Annotated in this window: 17 protein-coding genes and 1 tRNA gene; 7 read left to right on the top strand and 11 right to left on the bottom strand. The window is 70.6% G+C overall.

The window, feature by feature from the left end:
* The first annotated feature begins 8 nt into the window (after nucleotides 1-8).
* Together AB0C33_RS29720 and AB0C33_RS29715 are read left to right on the top strand one after the other, a co-directional pair.
* Nucleotides 9-461, top strand: coding sequence for a helix-turn-helix domain-containing protein (locus tag AB0C33_RS29720; RefSeq protein ID WP_358293703.1), 453 nt, complete (start codon nucleotides 9-11; stop codon nucleotides 459-461).
* Nucleotides 462-482: 21 nt separating this feature from the next.
* Entirely contained in the window at nucleotides 483-1061 is a 579-nt protein-coding gene (locus AB0C33_RS29715; protein WP_358293701.1) for a PIN domain-containing protein, read from the top strand.
* 57 nt (nucleotides 1062-1118) lie between these two features.
* On the opposite strand, the gene pruA is transcribed toward AB0C33_RS29715, so the two are convergent.
* Nucleotides 1119-2744: an L-glutamate gamma-semialdehyde dehydrogenase gene (pruA, locus tag AB0C33_RS29710; RefSeq protein WP_358293699.1), complete on the bottom strand. Its 1626-nt coding sequence runs from the start codon at nucleotides 2742-2744 to the stop codon at nucleotides 1119-1121.
* The gene (locus tag AB0C33_RS29705; RefSeq protein WP_358293698.1) at nucleotides 2745-3662 is read right to left on the bottom strand and encodes a proline dehydrogenase family protein; all 918 of its coding nucleotides are present in this window, start codon (nucleotides 3660-3662) and stop codon (nucleotides 2745-2747) included.
* Between the two features lie 76 nt (nucleotides 3663-3738).
* On the opposite strand from AB0C33_RS29705, the gene AB0C33_RS29700 reads away from it, so the two are divergent.
* Nucleotides 3739-4806, top strand: a complete 1068-nt coding sequence (locus AB0C33_RS29700) for a helix-turn-helix domain-containing protein (protein WP_358293696.1) — start codon at nucleotides 3739-3741, stop codon at nucleotides 4804-4806.
* Here the strand turns inward: AB0C33_RS29700 and AB0C33_RS29695 are convergent.
* The 3 genes from AB0C33_RS29695 to AB0C33_RS29685 form a co-directional block, all read right to left on the bottom strand.
* On the bottom strand, nucleotides 4791-5513 hold the full coding sequence (locus tag AB0C33_RS29695; RefSeq protein WP_358293694.1) for a glycoside hydrolase family 16 protein: 723 nt from the start codon (nucleotides 5511-5513) through the stop codon (nucleotides 4791-4793). The two genes, AB0C33_RS29700 and AB0C33_RS29695, sit on opposite strands and share 16 nt — an antisense overlap.
* A gap of 112 nt (nucleotides 5514-5625) precedes the next feature.
* Entirely contained in the window at nucleotides 5626-6729 is a 1104-nt protein-coding gene (locus AB0C33_RS29690; RefSeq protein ID WP_358293693.1) for a glycosyltransferase, read from the bottom strand.
* A 106-nt stretch (nucleotides 6730-6835) separates the two neighbouring features.
* Nucleotides 6836-8668, bottom strand: coding sequence for a SpoIIE family protein phosphatase (locus tag AB0C33_RS29685; RefSeq protein ID WP_358293691.1), 1833 nt, complete (start codon nucleotides 8666-8668; stop codon nucleotides 6836-6838).
* Between the two features lie 58 nt (nucleotides 8669-8726).
* Here AB0C33_RS29685 and AB0C33_RS29680 point away from each other — a divergent pair, with 58 nt between their 5' ends.
* A complete protein-coding gene (locus AB0C33_RS29680) occupies nucleotides 8727-9449 on the top strand; it encodes a GAF and ANTAR domain-containing protein (protein WP_358293690.1) in 723 nt (240 codons plus the stop codon).
* Between the two features lie 4 nt (nucleotides 9450-9453).
* Here the strand turns inward: AB0C33_RS29680 and AB0C33_RS29675 are convergent, their stop codons facing one another.
* On the bottom strand, nucleotides 9454-9810 hold the full coding sequence (locus AB0C33_RS29675) for an STAS domain-containing protein (protein ID WP_358294288.1): 357 nt from the start codon (nucleotides 9808-9810) through the stop codon (nucleotides 9454-9456).
* Nucleotides 9811-9985: 175 nt separating this feature from the next.
* On the opposite strand from AB0C33_RS29675, the gene AB0C33_RS29670 reads away from it, so the two are divergent.
* Complete coding sequence (locus AB0C33_RS29670) at nucleotides 9986-10759, top strand: SigB/SigF/SigG family RNA polymerase sigma factor (protein ID WP_352330971.1); 774 nt, start codon at nucleotides 9986-9988, stop codon at nucleotides 10757-10759.
* 36 nt (nucleotides 10760-10795) lie between these two features.
* Entirely contained in the window at nucleotides 10796-11209 is a 414-nt protein-coding gene (locus tag AB0C33_RS29665) for an ATP-binding protein (protein ID WP_352330973.1), read from the top strand.
* A gap of 273 nt (nucleotides 11210-11482) precedes the next feature.
* Here the strand turns inward: AB0C33_RS29665 and AB0C33_RS29660 are convergent, their stop codons facing one another.
* From AB0C33_RS29660 to AB0C33_RS29645, 4 genes are all read right to left on the bottom strand, one after another.
* The gene (locus AB0C33_RS29660; protein WP_358293688.1) at nucleotides 11483-11677 is read right to left on the bottom strand and encodes a hypothetical protein; all 195 of its coding nucleotides are present in this window, start codon (nucleotides 11675-11677) and stop codon (nucleotides 11483-11485) included.
* Nucleotides 11678-11682: 5 nt separating this feature from the next.
* Nucleotides 11683-12822 carry a hypothetical protein gene (locus tag AB0C33_RS29655; protein WP_358293687.1) on the bottom strand — a complete coding sequence of 380 codons (1140 nt, stop codon included), beginning with the start codon at nucleotides 12820-12822 and terminating at the stop codon, nucleotides 11683-11685.
* A 6-nt stretch (nucleotides 12823-12828) separates the two neighbouring features.
* The gene (locus AB0C33_RS29650; protein WP_358293686.1) at nucleotides 12829-13374 is read right to left on the bottom strand and encodes a hypothetical protein; all 546 of its coding nucleotides are present in this window, start codon (nucleotides 13372-13374) and stop codon (nucleotides 12829-12831) included.
* 71 nt (nucleotides 13375-13445) lie between these two features.
* Nucleotides 13446-13874 carry a hypothetical protein gene (locus AB0C33_RS29645; protein ID WP_358293684.1) on the bottom strand — a complete coding sequence of 143 codons (429 nt, stop codon included), beginning with the start codon at nucleotides 13872-13874 and terminating at the stop codon, nucleotides 13446-13448.
* 90 nt (nucleotides 13875-13964) lie between these two features.
* On the opposite strand from AB0C33_RS29645, the gene AB0C33_RS29640 reads away from it, so the two are divergent.
* Nucleotides 13965-14038 (top strand) — tRNA-Pro (locus tag AB0C33_RS29640).
* An 82-nt stretch (nucleotides 14039-14120) separates the two neighbouring features.
* Here the strand turns inward: AB0C33_RS29640 and AB0C33_RS29635 are convergent.
* Nucleotides 14121-14972 carry a tyrosine-type recombinase/integrase gene (locus AB0C33_RS29635; RefSeq protein WP_358293682.1) on the bottom strand — a complete coding sequence of 284 codons (852 nt, stop codon included), beginning with the start codon at nucleotides 14970-14972 and terminating at the stop codon, nucleotides 14121-14123.
* Nucleotides 14973-15018 lie beyond the last annotated feature (46 nt).

Here is a 15018-nt window from a genome sequence, read left to right as displayed (position 1 = left end):
AGGTGGTCATGCCCCGCAGCGGCGTCCTGGCCGGCGCGACGCGCGTCGAAGCCGACAGCGGTGACCGCGAGCTGCTCGAACACCTGGAGGCGACGGCTGCCGCAGGGAACGCGTCGCTGGTGCTGCGCGGGCCGGACGGCACCGACCTCGTGTTGCCGCGCTCGTTGGTCAGGCTGCTGGTCGCCGCGGCGCACGATCTCGGCAAGGGGCACGCCGTCTGGGCCCTGCCCGCCGAAGCCCTGTTGAGCCCCAACGAGGTCGCGGAGCTGCTCGGCCTGTCGCGTCCCTTCGTCGTGCGACTGCTGGACGAGGGCGAGATCCCCGCGCAACGTCTTCCAGGCAGCCGCCATCGTGTCGTTCGCCTGGAAGATGTCCTGGAGTTCCAGGATCGCCGGGAGCGTCGCGCCGAAGCCCGTCGCAGGATCATGGAGGTCGCCGAGGAGGCGGAACTACCCTACTGATCTCCCAAGGGACATTGGCTGATGGCGCGGGTCTTCGTCGACACCAACGTGCTGTTCCCGTTCTCGCTGACGGACCTCATGCTCGCGCTGACCGAGGACGCCGTGCACACGTGGGTCTGGAGCGATCACCTGCTGTCGGAATGGGAACGTGTCATCGTGCGCGAGCAGCACCGCTCAGCCCATGCGGCGGCGCGCATCGGGGAGGTGATCCGTGAGTTCTTCGCCGACAGCCGGGTCTCCGAGGACGACTACAAGCACCTGATCGATCAGATGGAGGGCCCCGACCTCGACGACCGCCATCACATGGCTGCCGCGATAGCGGGTCACGCCCAGATCCTGGTCACCTGGAACGTCACGGACTTCCCGGCGTCGTTCCTCGGCCGCCACGGGGTGCGCGTCAGCACTCCCGATGCGTACCTGCGCTCGCTGCTGAACCGCAGTCCGCGTGAGGTGCTGGGCGTGCTCGCCCGGATGGCGGCGGGGAAACGCCGTCCGCCCATGACCACGTACGACGTCCTCACTGCGCTGGACAGGGCAGGGGTTCCCGGCTTCGCCAGAGGAGCGCGGAATGTACTGACGATCGTAGAGGGCGGTTTCTGACGGAATTGGAGACGGCCGGCACCCCTGTGGGGGTGCCGGCCGTGGCTCTTGGGGGCGTCAGCCCATGTGGGGGTAGCGGTGGTCGGTCGGCGGGACGAAGGTCTCCTTGATCGTGCGGGCGTTCACCCAGCGGATCAGGTTGAAGATCGAACCGGCCTTGTCGTTGGTGCCCGAGGCGCGCGCGCCGCCGAACGGCTGCTGGCCCACGACCGCGCCCGTCGGCTTGTCGTTGACGTAGAAGTTGCCCGCCGCGAAGCGCAGCCGCTCCGAGGCCGCGGCGATGGCGTACCGGTCCTGGGCGATGATCGAGCCGGTCAGCGCGTACGGGGCGATGCCCTCCATCTGGTCGAGCACCGTGTCGAAGTCGCGGTCCTCGTAGACGTGCACGCCGAGGATCGGCCCGAAGTACTCCTTGACGAAGATCTCGTCCGTCGGGTCGGCGCACTCCAGGATGGTCGGCTTGACGAAGTAGCCGACGCCGGAGTCGTAGGAGCCGGTGAGCACGTCGATGTTCGAGGCGGCCCGCGCCCGGTCGATGGCGTCCTTGTGCTTGGCGAAGGCCCGCTCGTCGATGACCGCCCCCATGAACGTCGACAGGTCGGCCGCCACGTCGCCCACGGTCAGCGACTCGGCCACGCCCACGAAGTCGTCACGCATGCGGTTCCACACCGAACGCGGCACGTACGCCCGCGAGGCCGCCGAGCACTTCTGGCCCTGGTACTCGAAGGCGCCCCTGACCAGCGCGGTCGAGAGCACCGCCGGGTCGGCCGACGGGTGGGCCAGCACGAAGTCCTTGCCGCCGGTCTCGCCCACCAGGCGCGGGTAGCCGTGGTAGGAGGCGATGTTGGCGCCGATCGTGCCCCACAGGTGCTGGAAGGTGGGGGTCGAGCCGGTGAAGTGCACGCCGGCCAGGGCCGGGTGCGTCATCGCGACCTCGGAGACGGCCTGCCCGTTGCCGGTGACCATGTTGATCACGCCCGGCGGCAGCCCGGCCGCCTCCAGCAGGCGCATCGTGTGGTGCGCGGCGAGCTGCTGCGTCGGCGACGGCTTCCAGACGACGACATTCCCCATCAAAGCGGCAGAAGTCGGCAAATTTCCGGCGATGGCGGTGAAGTTGAACGGCGTGATCGCCAGCACGAACCCCTCAAGGGGCCGGTACTCCATCCGGTTCCACACGCCGGGCGACGAGATCGGCTGGTCGGAGTAGAGCTGACGGGCGTAGGTCACGTTGAAGCGCAGAAAGTCGATCAGCTCGCAGGCCGCGTCGATCTCCGCCTGCTGCGCCGACTTCGACTGGCCCAGCACGGTGGCCGCGTTCAGCGTCTGGCGCCACGGACCGGCCAGCAGGTCGGCGGCCTTGAGGAAGACCGCGGCCCGCTCGTCGAAGGACAGCGCCCGCCAGGCGGGCGCCGCCCGCAGGGCGCTGTCGATGGCGTCCTGCACGTCCTGAGCCGTAGCGTCGTTGGTACGGCCCAGGACGGAGGCATGGTTGTGCGGCTGCACCACGTCGATGGGCGCGCCGCCGCCGAGCCGCTGCTCGCCGTCGATGGTCATGGTCAGGTCGACGGGGGAGCCGGCCAGCTCCTTGATGCGGTCCTCCAGTGCCGAACGCTCGGCGCTGCCCGGCGCGTAGCCGAGCACGGGCTCGTTCACGGGGACGGGGACGTTGCTGATGGCATCCATTTACTTACCCCCAAGGGCACGAAGGAAGAAGGCGACGTTGGCGGGACGCTCGGCCAGCCGGCGCATGAAGTAGCCGTACCAGTCGTCGCCGTAGGGGACGTACACGCGGACCGTGTGGCCGGCCCCGGCCAGGGCCTCCTGCCGGTCGGTCCGGATCCCGTAGAGCATCTGGAACTCGTGGTCGCCGAGCGTGCGGCCGAAGCGGTCGGCGAGCAGCTCGGTGATGGAGATCAGCCGGTCGTCGTGCGTGGCCACCATGGGGTAACCCTTCCCCGCCATGAGGATGCGCAGGCATCGCACGTACGCCTTGTCCACGGCCTGCTTGTCCTGGTGCGCGGCCGAGGCGGGCTCGCGGTAGGCGCCCTTGACCAGCCGGACGCGCGAGCCCTCGTGGGCCAGGTCGCGGCAGTCGTCCTCGCTGCGGAACAGGTAGGCCTGGATCGCCACGCCGGTGGACGGGTAGTCCTCGCGCAGCTTGCGCAGGATGCCCAGCGTCGAGTCGACGGTGGTGTGGTCCTCCATGTCGAGCGTCACGGTCGAGCCGCCCGCCGCGGCGGCGGCGCAGATCTCGCGGGCGTGCTCCAGGGCCATGCCGTCGTCGAGCCGCTGCCCGACCGCCGACAACTTGACCGACACCTCGCCCCGGGTGCCGAGCTGGAGCGGCTTCAGCGCCTCCAGCAGCGTCACGTACGCCTGCGCCACGGTCTCGGCGGCGCGCGCGTCGCGCGTCTCCTCGCCGAGGTGGTCGACGGTAACGGCCAGGTTGGCGTCACGCAGCCGTTCGATGGCGTTCCGGGCCTCCTGGACGCTCTCGCCCGCGACGAACCGGTCCACCACCTTGCGGGTGAGCGGAAAGCCTGACACGGAACGGCGCACGACGCCGCTCCCGGAGGCGGCAAGGAGCAGTTGACCCAACATGCCTCAAGTCTAGAAACCCCAGGTCAGAGGGGGCCATGAACGCGCGTAACGATCGATGTGGCAGGCTGTCATACAAATGCACAACACGTCCGACCTTCAGGAAATCGTCGACGAGATCGCCGCCACGCTCGGGGCGTCCGTGACGCTGGAGGACCGCTCGTTCCGGCTGCTCGCCTACGGCGCCCAGCACGGCGACATCGACACGGTCCGCCAGGAGTCGATCCTGCGCCGGCGCGCCACCGGCGAGGTGCGCGACTACTTCGAACGCTATGGCATCGCCAGGGCCGGCGGCCCGGTCCGGATCCCGGCCGACGCCGAGCTCAAGGTGCTGGCCCGGGTCTGCTGGCCGCTGCGGCACGGCGAGGTCACCTACGGCTACCTGTGGCTGCTGGACTCCGGCAGCCTCGCCGACGAGGCGCTGCGCCGCGTCGCGCCGCTGGTCGCCAGGGCCGCCGCGGCGCTCGCCCAGGAGGCCAGGAGCCGCCAGGACCTCGGCCGCGGCCTGCTCGCCCTGCTCTCCGCCGACCCCGAGGAACGCGCCGCGGCCTCCATCGAGGTCCCCGGCCCGGTCACCGCGGTCGCCGTGCGCGAGTCCAGCGAGCGCGTGGCCGCCCTCTGGACGCTTCCGCGCGGCGTGCTGGCCCGCACCGGCTCGCCCGTCGCCCTGCTGGCACCCGCCCACCTGGCCGGGGAGGTCGCCCAGACCCTGCAGAGCGCGTACGGCACCGCCGCCGGCATCGGCGCCCCCAGGAACGACCCGGCCGAGGCGTGGCAGAGCTGGCGTGAGGCCCGCCAGGCGCTGCGCATCGCCGAGCACTTCCCCCGGCACGCCCCCATCGCCCGCTGGCAGGACCTGGGCGTGCACCGCCTGCTGGCCCGCCTCGGCCGCGCCGACCTGCGCGAGCTGGCCGCCGAGACCGCCGCCCTCGACGCCGAGCTGGCCCAGACGCTGGAGGTCTACCTCGATCTCGGCGGCCACGCCCAGAAGACGGCCGCCGAGCTGGGCGTTCACCGCCAGACCCTCTACTACCGCCTGGGCAAGGCCGAACGCCTCCTGCACCGGGACCTGTCCGACGGCGACGACCGGCTGACCGTGCACCTCGGGCTGAAGGCGGCCAGGCTGCTGCCTCAGGACGGCCGGTAGACCTTCACCCAGTCCACGTACATCGACACCGTCGCGGGGGTGGAGGAGTCGCGGCAGCGCGGCTCGCACACCACGTCGTTCTGCAGCGCCAGGCCCATGCGGTCGCCGTCGGGCACGTACGGGCCGCGGTAGTCCCACACCTTCCTGCCGTCCAGCCAGAACGTCAATCGGCCGGGCAGCCAGTCCACGGCCGCGGTGTGCCAGCGGGTGAAGTCGGCCCGCAGCTGCCGTTGCGCCCGCCCGCGCCCGCCGTGCACGAAGATGCCGCCGCCCTGCCGGCGCGGGTCCACGATCTCGGCGAAGTCGACCTCGGCGTAACCGTCGCCCTCGCTCTGGGCGGTGGGCCACAGCAGCGCGACCGGCGTGTAGCCGTTGCCCGCCTCGGCCCTGAACCGCACCTCCCACCTGCCGTACCGCTGGGTGAGCCGGGTGGCCACGCCGCCGGACAGGTCCTTGCCGCCGTACCGGCCGCCCTTCAGGCGCAGCATCCCGCCTGCGACCGTGGCGGCCCGGCCCGTACGGGGGTTACGGGCCGCGTCCGGCGAGTGGTAGACCATCCACCTGCCCGTGTCGACCGAGGAGCCGTCGAAGTTCTCGACGAGGACGGGCGCGCCCCACCTCGACGTCTCCGCCTGTGCGCTCTGGGGCAGGGCGAGGGCCGTGATCAGCGCCGCCACCGCCGCCCGCTTCGAACCGCGAGTAGACATGCGGACCATCGAAGCAAAGATCTCACTCCGGTAACAAGGGCCCCTTCCGGACAGGCTCCGGGAACGGCGGGAGGCGGACGGCTTGCGCCGCCCGCCTCCCGCGCGGTCTCCGTCAGACGCAGGCCGACTCGTAGACGCGGACCAGTTCCTGGCTCACGCGCTCCCAGGAGTAGCGCGAGCGCGCCCGGTCGGCGCCGGCGTACCCGAGCGCGGTGCGCAGCGTCGGGTCGCACAGGATCTCGCGGGCCAGCCGCGCGGTGCGCGCCGGCCGGTCCGGCGGGACCAGCAGGCCGGTCACGCCGTCGATCACGGAGTCGAGGTGGGCGCCCACGGCCGAGGCGATCACCGGCACGCCGCAGGCCATGGCCTCCAGCGCGACGACGCCCGTCGCGGCCTCGCGCGGCACCGACACCACGGCGTCCGCGCTGCGCATCAGCTTCGGCACCGAGGCCCGCTTGACCTGCCCCAGCAGCGTCACCCGGTCGGCGACGCCGAGCTGCTCGGCCAGGGCGCGCAGCCGGCGCGCGTCCCTGTCGTCGTCCAGTTCCTCGGGCTCGGGGCCGCCGGCGATGACCAGCTCGACGTCCGTCAGCCCCTGCAGCGCCCGCACCGCCGTGTACGCCCCGCGCTCGGGGGACAGCGGGCCGACGTGCAGCAGCCGCTTGCGGGCGCCCTTGGTGGCGATCGCCCCGCGCCGCTGGAAACGCTCGGTGTCCACACCGTGCGGCACGATCGCGATGTTCCCGCGCGGCACGCCCAGCCTGATCAACGCCGACTCCTCGTCGCCCGAGCCGGCGATGACCGCCTTGGCCCGGCGTCCGAGCGCCCGCTCCAGCTTCTGGTGCGCGGCGTCCACGGTGTGGAAGGTCTGCATGACCGGAACGTCCAACCCCTTGGCGCCCGCCACGGCGGCGAGCCCCCCGGTCCACGAGTGGGCGTGGATCACGTCCGGGCGCTCCTGGTTCCAGCGCTTCATGAGGTGCTCGCCCACGTCGTTCAGGTACGGCACGACGTCCTCGGGCGTGAGGTCCTTGGCCGGGCCCACGTCGATCTGCTCCAGAGTGACCCCCGGGGCCACCCGCGTCTTGGGCTTGCCCTCGGCGTCGTCACGGCGGGAGTAGATGGTGACGTGGTGTTCGCGGCCCAGCTCGCGCGCTACGGAGAGGATACGGTGGCGCTGGTTTCCCTTGGCGGACGCGACGATCGCAATATTCATGGCACACCTCAGCGTGGAAAAGCCTTCAAGGTGTGCCTGCGTCTTAGGCACGTTGTTCTACGGAAAGACAATACCCATGTTTAGCCGAATCGCAAACCCCCGCAGATCAGACACCCTTGAGGGCCAGGACGACGATCTCGTCCCACACCTGGCCGCCCGAGAAGGCGTGCCGGTCGGCCTCCACGGCCTTGACCACGGTGGCCGGTGACTGGCCCGCGCAACGGCCCAGCACGTCGGCCAGCCGCTCCTCGCCGTACGGCTCGCCGGCGTCGTTCCTGGAGGAGATCAGGCCCTCCGAGTAGAGCACCAGCGTCTCCCCGACGGAGACGGTCAGCTCCTGCACGCCCGTCTCGGCCTCGGGGGAGATGCCCATCGGCACGCCGCCGCCCGCCGCGAAGCGCACGTTGCCGTCGGGCTGCAGCAGCGCCGCCGGATGGTGACCGGCCGAGGAGAGCTGGATCGTCCGGCCCTTGACGAACCCCACCACGGCCATCACGAACATGCCCGTGCCCTGCGCCACCAGAGCCTCGTTGACCTTGCGCATCACCAGGTCGGGATGGGACTCCCAGGTGCTGAGCACCCGCAGCCCGCCGCGCACCATGGCGCTGACCGAGGCCGCCTCCTCGCCCTTGCCCGCCGCGCCGCCCAGGGCGAACCCCCAGCCGCCCGCGACCGGGAACACGTCGTAGAACTCCGCGCCCACCGACGCACCCGGATGGTAGACCGCCGACGCCTCGTAGCCGGGCACGTCGGGCAGGTTGCGCGGGGCCACGCTGGCCGACAGCGCGTCGGCGGCCCGCGAACGGCTCTGGAAGCTCGACTGGGCGCGTACGGCCAGGCCGAGCTGCATCCCCACGTCCTGGAGCACACCGAGGTCGGCCAGCGAGAACGGCGGCCGGTCGTGCGTGCGCACCAGCGTCAGCACCCCGTCGGACTGCCCGATCGGCACCGACAGCAGCGAGCCGGCGCCCATCGCGGTCAGCAGCGGCCCGTCGGCGGTGAAGCCGAGCAGCGACTCGTCGTCGACCATCTCGTGCACCACGCCCGAGCCGCGCTCCAGCACCTGCATCACCACCTGGCTGCCGGCCGGGTCGGCCGACTCCACCAGCCGCACCAGGTCGCCCAGCGGATGGTTCTTCGGCGCCACCACCACCGAACGCCGCGGCAGCCCGTCGCGCACCAGGTCGGCGATCACCCAGTCGGCCCACTCGGCCGCCAGCAGGCGCGTCGTCCGCGGCAGCGCCACCGGGCGCAGCAGCGCCTCCTCGTCCAGCAGCAGCCCGCCGACCCTGGCCAGCAGGTCCTGCCGTTTGGACGCGGCCAGCAGCAGCGCCCCGTCGGACTGCTCGGGCCGCCGCCCCCCGGGCTCGGGGAGCTGCACCTCGGTGGGCAGCGCCACGGCCGCCACCATCTGCTGCGGCTCGCCCGGCATCGTCACCCGCGTCAGCGCGAGCTGCACGGTGTGCGTCCGCCCCTGGTGCGCCAGCCGCGTCTCGAACGCCGACGGCTGCCCGGTCTGCAGCACCGAGTTCAGGTGCGAGCGGAACGCCGCCCGCCTGGAGACGTCCACCAGCAGCGGGAACGACCGCCCCACCAGGTAGCCGTCGGGGCTGCCGAGCACCCGCGAGGTCTCCGGGTTGATCCGCCGGACCACCCCGCCGCCGTCGAGCACGATCACCGGCACCGGGAAGGCCCGGAACACCTGGCGCAGCAGCTTCAGCTCCCGCTGGGTGCCGTCCTTCTTGCTCGCGGCGCGCTTGGGCGCCTTGCGCAGCGCCTCGCGCGCCTCGGCGAGCAGCTCGGCGGCGGTGTCCAGTTCGGCCAGGGCCGCGTCGAGCGTGGGCGCGAGGTCGGTAGGGTAGGCGGTCCTCGCCTCACGCAAGGACGACACGCGTCCCGCCAGCGCGTCCAGAGCGTGTTCGAGGTCCGGCATGGTCATCCTTTGACGCTACGCCACCGGGGATAACGGTAGCCATAAGGGGTAGGGGCTTCTTGCTATGGAATCGACCGCGATGATCACTCCCGGGCTCGCCCGAGACCTGGCGGCGCTGGGGCGACTGGGTGAGGACACCTCCACGGAGAGCGTGTTGCGCGGGCTGACCACGGCGCTGGCGGCCGGTGTGCCCGGGTGCTCGGGCGGCTCGGCCGAACACTGGCGCGACCAGCGGGTGCTGGTCTCCGGCTCGCACAGCGAGCTGATCATGCTGGTCGAGGGCGAACGTGAACTCGGTGAGGGACCGTCCCTGGAGGCCCGCCAGAGCGGCGCCCGCGCGAGCGTGAGCGACGTGCTGAGCGACAGCCGCTGGCCCCGCTACAACGCACTGGCGACCCGATGGGGGGTGCGTTCGGTACTGATGGTGCCCATCGAGGTGGCGCCGGCGCAGCTCATCGTCGGACTCTACTCCGTGCGGCCGGGTGCCTTCTCCCCGCAGGCCGCCCACTCGCTGGCCGACATGCTGACCGAGCAGGTCGGGGTGGCCATGGCGAACATGTGGGAGTTCGAGGAGGTGCGCACCGACGCCGCCCAGCTCCAGGAGGCCCTGGCCGGCCGGTCGGTCATCGACCAGGCCAAGGGCATCATCATGCAGACCAGCGGATGCACGGCCGAGGCCGCCTTCGAGGAGCTGCGCAGGATCTCGCAGCACCATCAGGTCAAGGTGGCCGATCTGGCCAGGCTGCTGGTGGAGGAGCACCAGCGCAAGTCGATGCGTCGCTCATAGGGCCTCAGCCGATGGCGGCCAGGGCGTCGTCGAGCGTGTCGTAGAGCGGCAGACGCTGGGCCAGCCCGGTGATCCACATCACCTTCGACTTGGAGTACTCCACGCCGACCAGCGCGAACTTCGCACGTGAGGCGAGGCTCGTCTGCCAGTGATGGACGATCAGCCCGAGTGCCCGCGAATCCATGAACGTCACCCCGGCCAGATCGAGTATCAGGTCGGCTCCGGCCAGCGACAGGTAGTCGGCGAACTGCTCACGCGTCGTGGCGTCGAGCACACCGTCGACCTTGACGACGGTGATCTCGCCGACGGGCGATGACGTCAGGCTCAGGGCGGCCACGGGCCCTTCGCCGTTTTCGGGCATTGTCACGAAGCAACCCTACTGTCACCACGCGACCGAGGAATACTTCCCGCGGCAGGGGGGAGACTGGGACCGAAGTCCAGCAGAGGGCTTCCGTCTCGAGAGTAGAGCGAGGCGTGCCTCTGCCTGGGCTTTTCTGCTGGCGGAGGCCGCCCTGCGACCCATATGAGGAGCAGCGATGGCTGTGCAGGAGTACGTCCTCGAGGAGATGACCGCGGAAGAACTCCTGGCTGAGATGGTCAGGGAAGACACACCCGACAGCCACAGGGAACGGCTGCGCGAGCGCATCGTGGAGATGCACCGGCCGCTGGCCATGGAAATCGCCAGGCGTTACCGTTACCGGGGCGAACCTCTGGAGGACCTCCTCCAGGCCGCGTACGTCGGCCTGATGAAGGCCGTCAACGGCTTCGACCCGACCCTCGGCCACGCCTTCAGGGGCTACGCCGTCGTCACGATGACCGGTGAGGTCAAGCGGCACTTCCGCGACCGCACCTGGGCCATCCGGGTCCCGCGTCTCTACCAGGAGCGACGGTCCGAGCTCAACCGGCTCGTCGCCGACCTCAGCCAGGACCTCGGCAGGTCCCCGACCGTGGCCGAGCTGGCCGCGAAGATGAACATCTCGGAGGAGGACGTCCTGCTCACCCTCGACGCCTCGGCCGCGTACAGCACGCTGTCGCTCGACGCGCCGCTCGGCACCGACGACGACGCGGCCTCGCTCGGCGACGTCATCCCCGAGGACGACGACACGCTGAGCACCATGGTCGACCGCGAGGCCGTCAAGCCGCTCATCGACGCGCTGCCCAGCCGCGAGAAGCACATCCTGCTGCTGCGCTTCTTCGGCAACATGACGCAGGCCGAGATCGCCGCCGAGTTCGGCATCTCGCAGATGCACGTCTCACGGATTCTCCGTAAGGTACTCGACCAGCTCCGCAGTGAGCTGCTGGTCGGTTAGCCGCTGGCCGGCTGTGAGAGAAAGGCGAGTCGCCGGGTGAACGAGGACGTCGAGCCTCAGTCGGGCTACACGAGCCCGCCACCCGGCGTGCCCGTGAAGGAGCTGCGCTTCCGCCTGCCGGACCTGCCGGAGGTCCGGCAGTTCGCCGAGGACGAGGCCCGCGCCGTGGGGATGCCCGAGGAGGCGGTCGGCGACTTCGTCATCGCGGTCAACGAGGTGGCGACCAACGCGGTCACGCACGGGGCCGACCGGGCGGCCATGCGGACCTGGGTGATCAGCGGGGACCTGGTGGTCGAGGTGCACGACGAGGGCTTCTGGAAGCCGGGGCCGCTGCCGGGGGCGGTGGGGGGGATGGGGTTGTGGGTGGCGCGGCTGCTGTCCTCTGATTTCACGTTGCGGGTGGGGAGCGGCGGGAGCACCGTGATCATGAGGTTCCCCGGTAAGGGGTGACCTGCTTCTTCGCTTGGCCCCGCTTCTTCACCAGGGCCCGCTCCTTTGCCTGACCCCGCTTCTCCACCGGGACCGGCTCCTTCGCCTGGCCCCGCTTCTTCACCTAGGCCCGTTTTTTCGGATTTTTTGCGCTATTTAGTTCTTTGGGGTGTTTGGGTGTTTGGGTGTTTCGGGTGGGAGGCCGTTTGGCCTCCCACCCGGACAGCGTTCTCAGGCTGGTTAGTAGCTGCTCGGCGCCCGGACAGCGCGCTCAGCGGCTGGTCGGTAGCCTGCTCAGCGGCGGCTGCGGCCGCGCCAGTGGCCGGTCCCGCCGCGGATGCTCGCCGTGCCGACGCCTGCCTGATGCAGGGCCAGCAAGGTCAGCCCCAGCAGGACGAACGTCATGCCGGAGATCCCGCCGATCTTCACACCCACGAGGTCGAGCAGGAAGCCCAACCCGAAGATGATCGCTGCGACGACTGCGAGCATGCCGATCACCTCCTCGTTTCGGGGGTCAGATTATGCGTGGACAGCGCGAGCAATTGCTCCAGGACGTTGCGGTAGTCGCGGAACGCCTGACGCAGGTCCTCGGTGTCGGGGGAGTCGACGTCCTTCCAGCGTTCGCGCAGAGCGCCGGTACGGCTGGTGAGGGAGTTGGTCAGCGACTCCACCACCTCGCCTACCAGGCCGTCCGCGCGCTGGATCGCCTCGGCGGGGTCGTCCACGAAGGACGCCTGGACGTCCCGCCAGCGGGCCTGCACCTCGGCGGGGTCCTGGTCGAACAGGGCGACCTCCTGAGGGGCCGCGTGCGAGGGAACGTCTTCGACCGGAGCGCCCTCGACGGGCGCTCCCTGGACGGGCGCCCCTTCTAGGGGAGCCCCCTCGACCGGCCGCCCGCCCTCGCCGAACTCACCGCCGGTGAGATCGTTGTCGGTGCGACGGTTGTCGGTGAGACCGCCGTCGGTCGCCAGCCCGTCGCGGGCCGCTCCAGCAGTGATCAGGTCGTCGCGCGCGAGATCGTCGTCGTCCCGCTCGCCGTGGACCAGGACGTCGTCCTGGGCCTGCCCGTGATGGGCCAGTTCGTCGTGGGGCCGGTCGCCGTGCACCGACCTGTCCTCGGGCCGGTCGCCGTGGACCAGCACGTCGTCGGACCGGTCGCTGTGCACGAGCACGTCGTCGGACCGGTCGGTCCCTGGCGTGTCGTGGCGTGCCCCGGTTCCGGACAGCACGTCCCGGGAGGTCTCGTGCCCGGGCGTCTCGTCGGCGGGGACGCCGGCGTGAGCGGGGTCGGGGTCGGGGTCGGGGGAGTGGTGATCGGCACCATGTCCCAGAGGGGTCTCGCGGTGCGGCTCGGTCGGCAGGTCGCCGGCGTCGCCGGTGCTCGCATAGGGGTCCTTGTAGGACGGCTCGTCGTCATGGTCCCGGTCGGGGACCGCGGGGGCGTACCCGTGGCTCGCCGGGGTGTGACCGGCGTCGTTCGGGTAGCCGCCGTCGTGCCGTCCGGTGGTGTCGTCGTAACGGTCGCCGGACCCGTCGGTGAGGTCCCTGTGCTCGTCGTCCCTGCCGGCCTCGTCCGACCGCTGCGACGGGACCTTGAGCTCGTCCTCACTTCTTCTGCTACTGCTGCTGCTCATCTACGTTCACCGCCCTCGCGTGGTCTCGTGCAGCAGTTCCTCGAACAGCGCGCGGTAGTGAACCATGGCCTGCCGGAGCTCCTCGGTCGAGGCTTCCTTCCTGGCCGCCCGCCCGCTGATCTCGTGGGCCGTCCTGTAGTGGTCGAGAGTGGCCGCGTGCCCGACCGACAGATCGGACAGCCGCTGCTCGAAGTCGTCCGTGGGGTAGCCACGGTCCGCCATCACCGAGGTGACGAGCTGGTCCGCCTCGGTCACCGCGAACCCGGGGGCGTCGACGAAACGCTCCTGGACCTCGGTCCACCGGTTGGCGTACGCGTCGCGCGTCTCCTCCGGCAGCGGCCGGATGTCGAGCTCGGAATGGCGCTGCTCGCGGGCGATGAGCTCCCGCTCGGCCTCACGCCGGTTGTCACTCTCGGCCACCGTACGCTCGTACTCAGGGCCGAAACGTTCGCGGAGACGGCTGCGGCGTTGCTGCTGTAGCACGACATAGCCCACTGCGGCGAGCGCCACCACCGCGACCACGACGACGGCCACCCAGATCAAGGTGGTCATTGATGTTCGCCTCCGGTCTCTGTAATGAGACCTGCGACTGCCCACGATCAAGGCCGTCGAAACTCGCGTGCTCAGTGAGCTGCAAGCCCTTTCCTGGCGGCCTCCAGCACCGTCGCGACGTGCGAGCCCGCAGGTGACGCCGGAACCTCACTGAACCCCTCAGTCGCGTCGTACCGGACGTCGAGCCCCGCGTCCACGAGCCGCTGCGCCCACCGCAGCGCCGTGTTCAACCGCTCCGCCGCCGGCGGCTTCCCCTGCGCCGCCGCCGACAGGTTCCGCAGATTGGTGGCCGGCCCGGACTGCGCGTGCACGCGCGACAGCTTCCACGGTACGGCGGCACTGTGGTCGAGCATCGGCTTGGCCAGCCCGGCGGCCCGCTTGGCCTGGAGCACCCCCGACTCGGACACCCCGAAATGAGCGGCCAGCTCCTGCACGCTCATCCCGCCGGCCACCAGCCGCGCCAGCTCCGCCCGATCAACGCTCGGCCTCCGCCCCACCACGCCCTCCGCTCCCGCTTTCCGTGTACGCGCCTACCTCCGATGTGCGCTAAGGTTATGACGTCCCGCCCCGCAGGGGGCGGCCGACACAACCGGGACGTAGCGCAGCTTGGTAGCGCACTTGACTGGGGGTCAAGGGGTCGCAGGTTCAAATCCTGTCGTCCCGACGGTTGCGAAAGGCCAGCCAATTTGGGTGAAAGCCCAGGTCGGCTGGCCTTTTCTGTTGATCACTCAACCTTGATCGATGATCTAGACCGCTCTCAGTTTGGGACCAGTTTGGGACCAGCCCCCTGAAAGGTGGGCGCTGAGGGCGTTACCCGCGGCGGCGATGGAAGCGCCGTCCGGGTGGAGATAGCACTGCGTGGTCGTCAGGGACCCGTGACCGGCGATCTTACGAAGAACGTGCACGGGCACTCCCGCTTCGGCCATCCACGTCAGGCCGGTGTGGTGAAGATCGTGACGGCGCAGGTGCTCATAACCGAGCGCGGCCACCACCTCGTCCCAGTGCGTGGCATCACGCAGTACCGCCGTCGTGATGCGACCGCCCCTCGGGCCCGTGAACAAGCGGGCCATTGGATCGTTTCCGGTGACTTGCAACCGCGTGAGCACCAGATCGCGAACCTCGGCGATGAGTGGCACTCGCCGGGCCCGCTTGCCCTTCGTCCCCTTGTCCGCCAGCCCACCGGGACTCGGCGTGGTCTGCCTGCGAACCGTCCAGGTCCACGTGTGGGTGTCGATGTCTCCCGCACGTACCCCCGAGACCTCACCGATGCGTGCGGTCGTGCAGGCGGCGAAGACGATGACCTGTCCCCAGCCCGGGAAGTGGTCGGCCGAACGTGCTACGAGCGCATGGGAGAGCCGCTCCAGCGCCGCCCAGTTCGGCAGCGCCAGCGTGCGCGGGTCGTCCAGTTCGTCTTCGGCCCTCTTGTACTCGCGTTGCCAGCCGGACACACGGGCGGGGTTGCGGTCGATGATGCCGTCGCGCACGGCTTGCTCCATGACGCGTACGAGGATGGCCAGGCTGTTCTTGACGGTGGAGCGGCCGCACTCGTCGGCGATCCAGCCATGCACGCCACGGTCGACCGCCCCGTTCGTGATCATGCGTGGTGCAGGTACCGGCCCGGCGCGCCCTGGAACGCGACGAGCA

This window comes from Nonomuraea sp. NPDC048881, from assembly GCF_040649795.1.
Classification (GTDB): Bacteria; Actinomycetota; Actinomycetes; order Streptosporangiales; family Streptosporangiaceae; genus Nonomuraea.
The sequence above is the reverse complement of the archived record's forward strand: the minus strand, read 5'-3'. Positions and strand labels throughout refer to the sequence as shown.

Excerpts from the sequence above, each read along its gene's own strand:
- AB0C33_RS29690 (WP_358293693.1), bottom strand. The coding sequence starts at position 6,729 with ATGAATATTGCGATCGTCGCGTCCGCCAAGGGAAACCAGCGCCACCGT.
- AB0C33_RS29650 (WP_358293686.1), bottom strand. The coding sequence starts at position 13,374 with ATGACCACCTTGATCTGGGTGGCCGTCGTCGTGGTCGCGGTGGTGGCG.
- AB0C33_RS29715 (WP_358293701.1), top strand. The coding sequence starts at position 483 with ATGGCGCGGGTCTTCGTCGACACCAACGTGCTGTTCCCGTTCTCGCTG.
- AB0C33_RS29660 (WP_358293688.1), bottom strand. The coding sequence starts at position 11,677 with ATGCTCGCAGTCGTCGCAGCGATCATCTTCGGGTTGGGCTTCCTGCTC.
- AB0C33_RS29720 (WP_358293703.1), top strand. The coding sequence starts at position 9 with ATGCCCCGCAGCGGCGTCCTGGCCGGCGCGACGCGCGTCGAAGCCGAC.
- AB0C33_RS29700 (WP_358293696.1), top strand. The coding sequence starts at position 3,739 with ATGCACAACACGTCCGACCTTCAGGAAATCGTCGACGAGATCGCCGCC.
- AB0C33_RS29695 (WP_358293694.1), bottom strand. The coding sequence starts at position 5,513 with ATGTCTACTCGCGGTTCGAAGCGGGCGGCGGTGGCGGCGCTGATCACG.
- AB0C33_RS29655 (WP_358293687.1), bottom strand. The coding sequence starts at position 12,822 with ATGAGCAGCAGCAGTAGCAGAAGAAGTGAGGACGAGCTCAAGGTCCCG.
- AB0C33_RS29675 (WP_358294288.1), bottom strand. The coding sequence starts at position 9,810 with ATGCCCGAAAACGGCGAAGGGCCCGTGGCCGCCCTGAGCCTGACGTCA.
- AB0C33_RS29685 (WP_358293691.1), bottom strand. The coding sequence starts at position 8,668 with ATGACCATGCCGGACCTCGAACACGCTCTGGACGCGCTGGCGGGACGC.
- pruA (WP_358293699.1), bottom strand. The coding sequence starts at position 2,744 with ATGGATGCCATCAGCAACGTCCCCGTCCCCGTGAACGAGCCCGTGCTC.
- AB0C33_RS29680 (WP_358293690.1), top strand. The coding sequence starts at position 8,727 with ATGGAATCGACCGCGATGATCACTCCCGGGCTCGCCCGAGACCTGGCG.
- AB0C33_RS29635 (WP_358293682.1), bottom strand. The coding sequence starts at position 14,972 with ATGATCACGAACGGGGCGGTCGACCGTGGCGTGCATGGCTGGATCGCC.
- AB0C33_RS29705 (WP_358293698.1), bottom strand. The coding sequence starts at position 3,662 with ATGTTGGGTCAACTGCTCCTTGCCGCCTCCGGGAGCGGCGTCGTGCGC.
- AB0C33_RS29670 (WP_352330971.1), top strand. The coding sequence starts at position 9,986 with ATGGCTGTGCAGGAGTACGTCCTCGAGGAGATGACCGCGGAAGAACTC.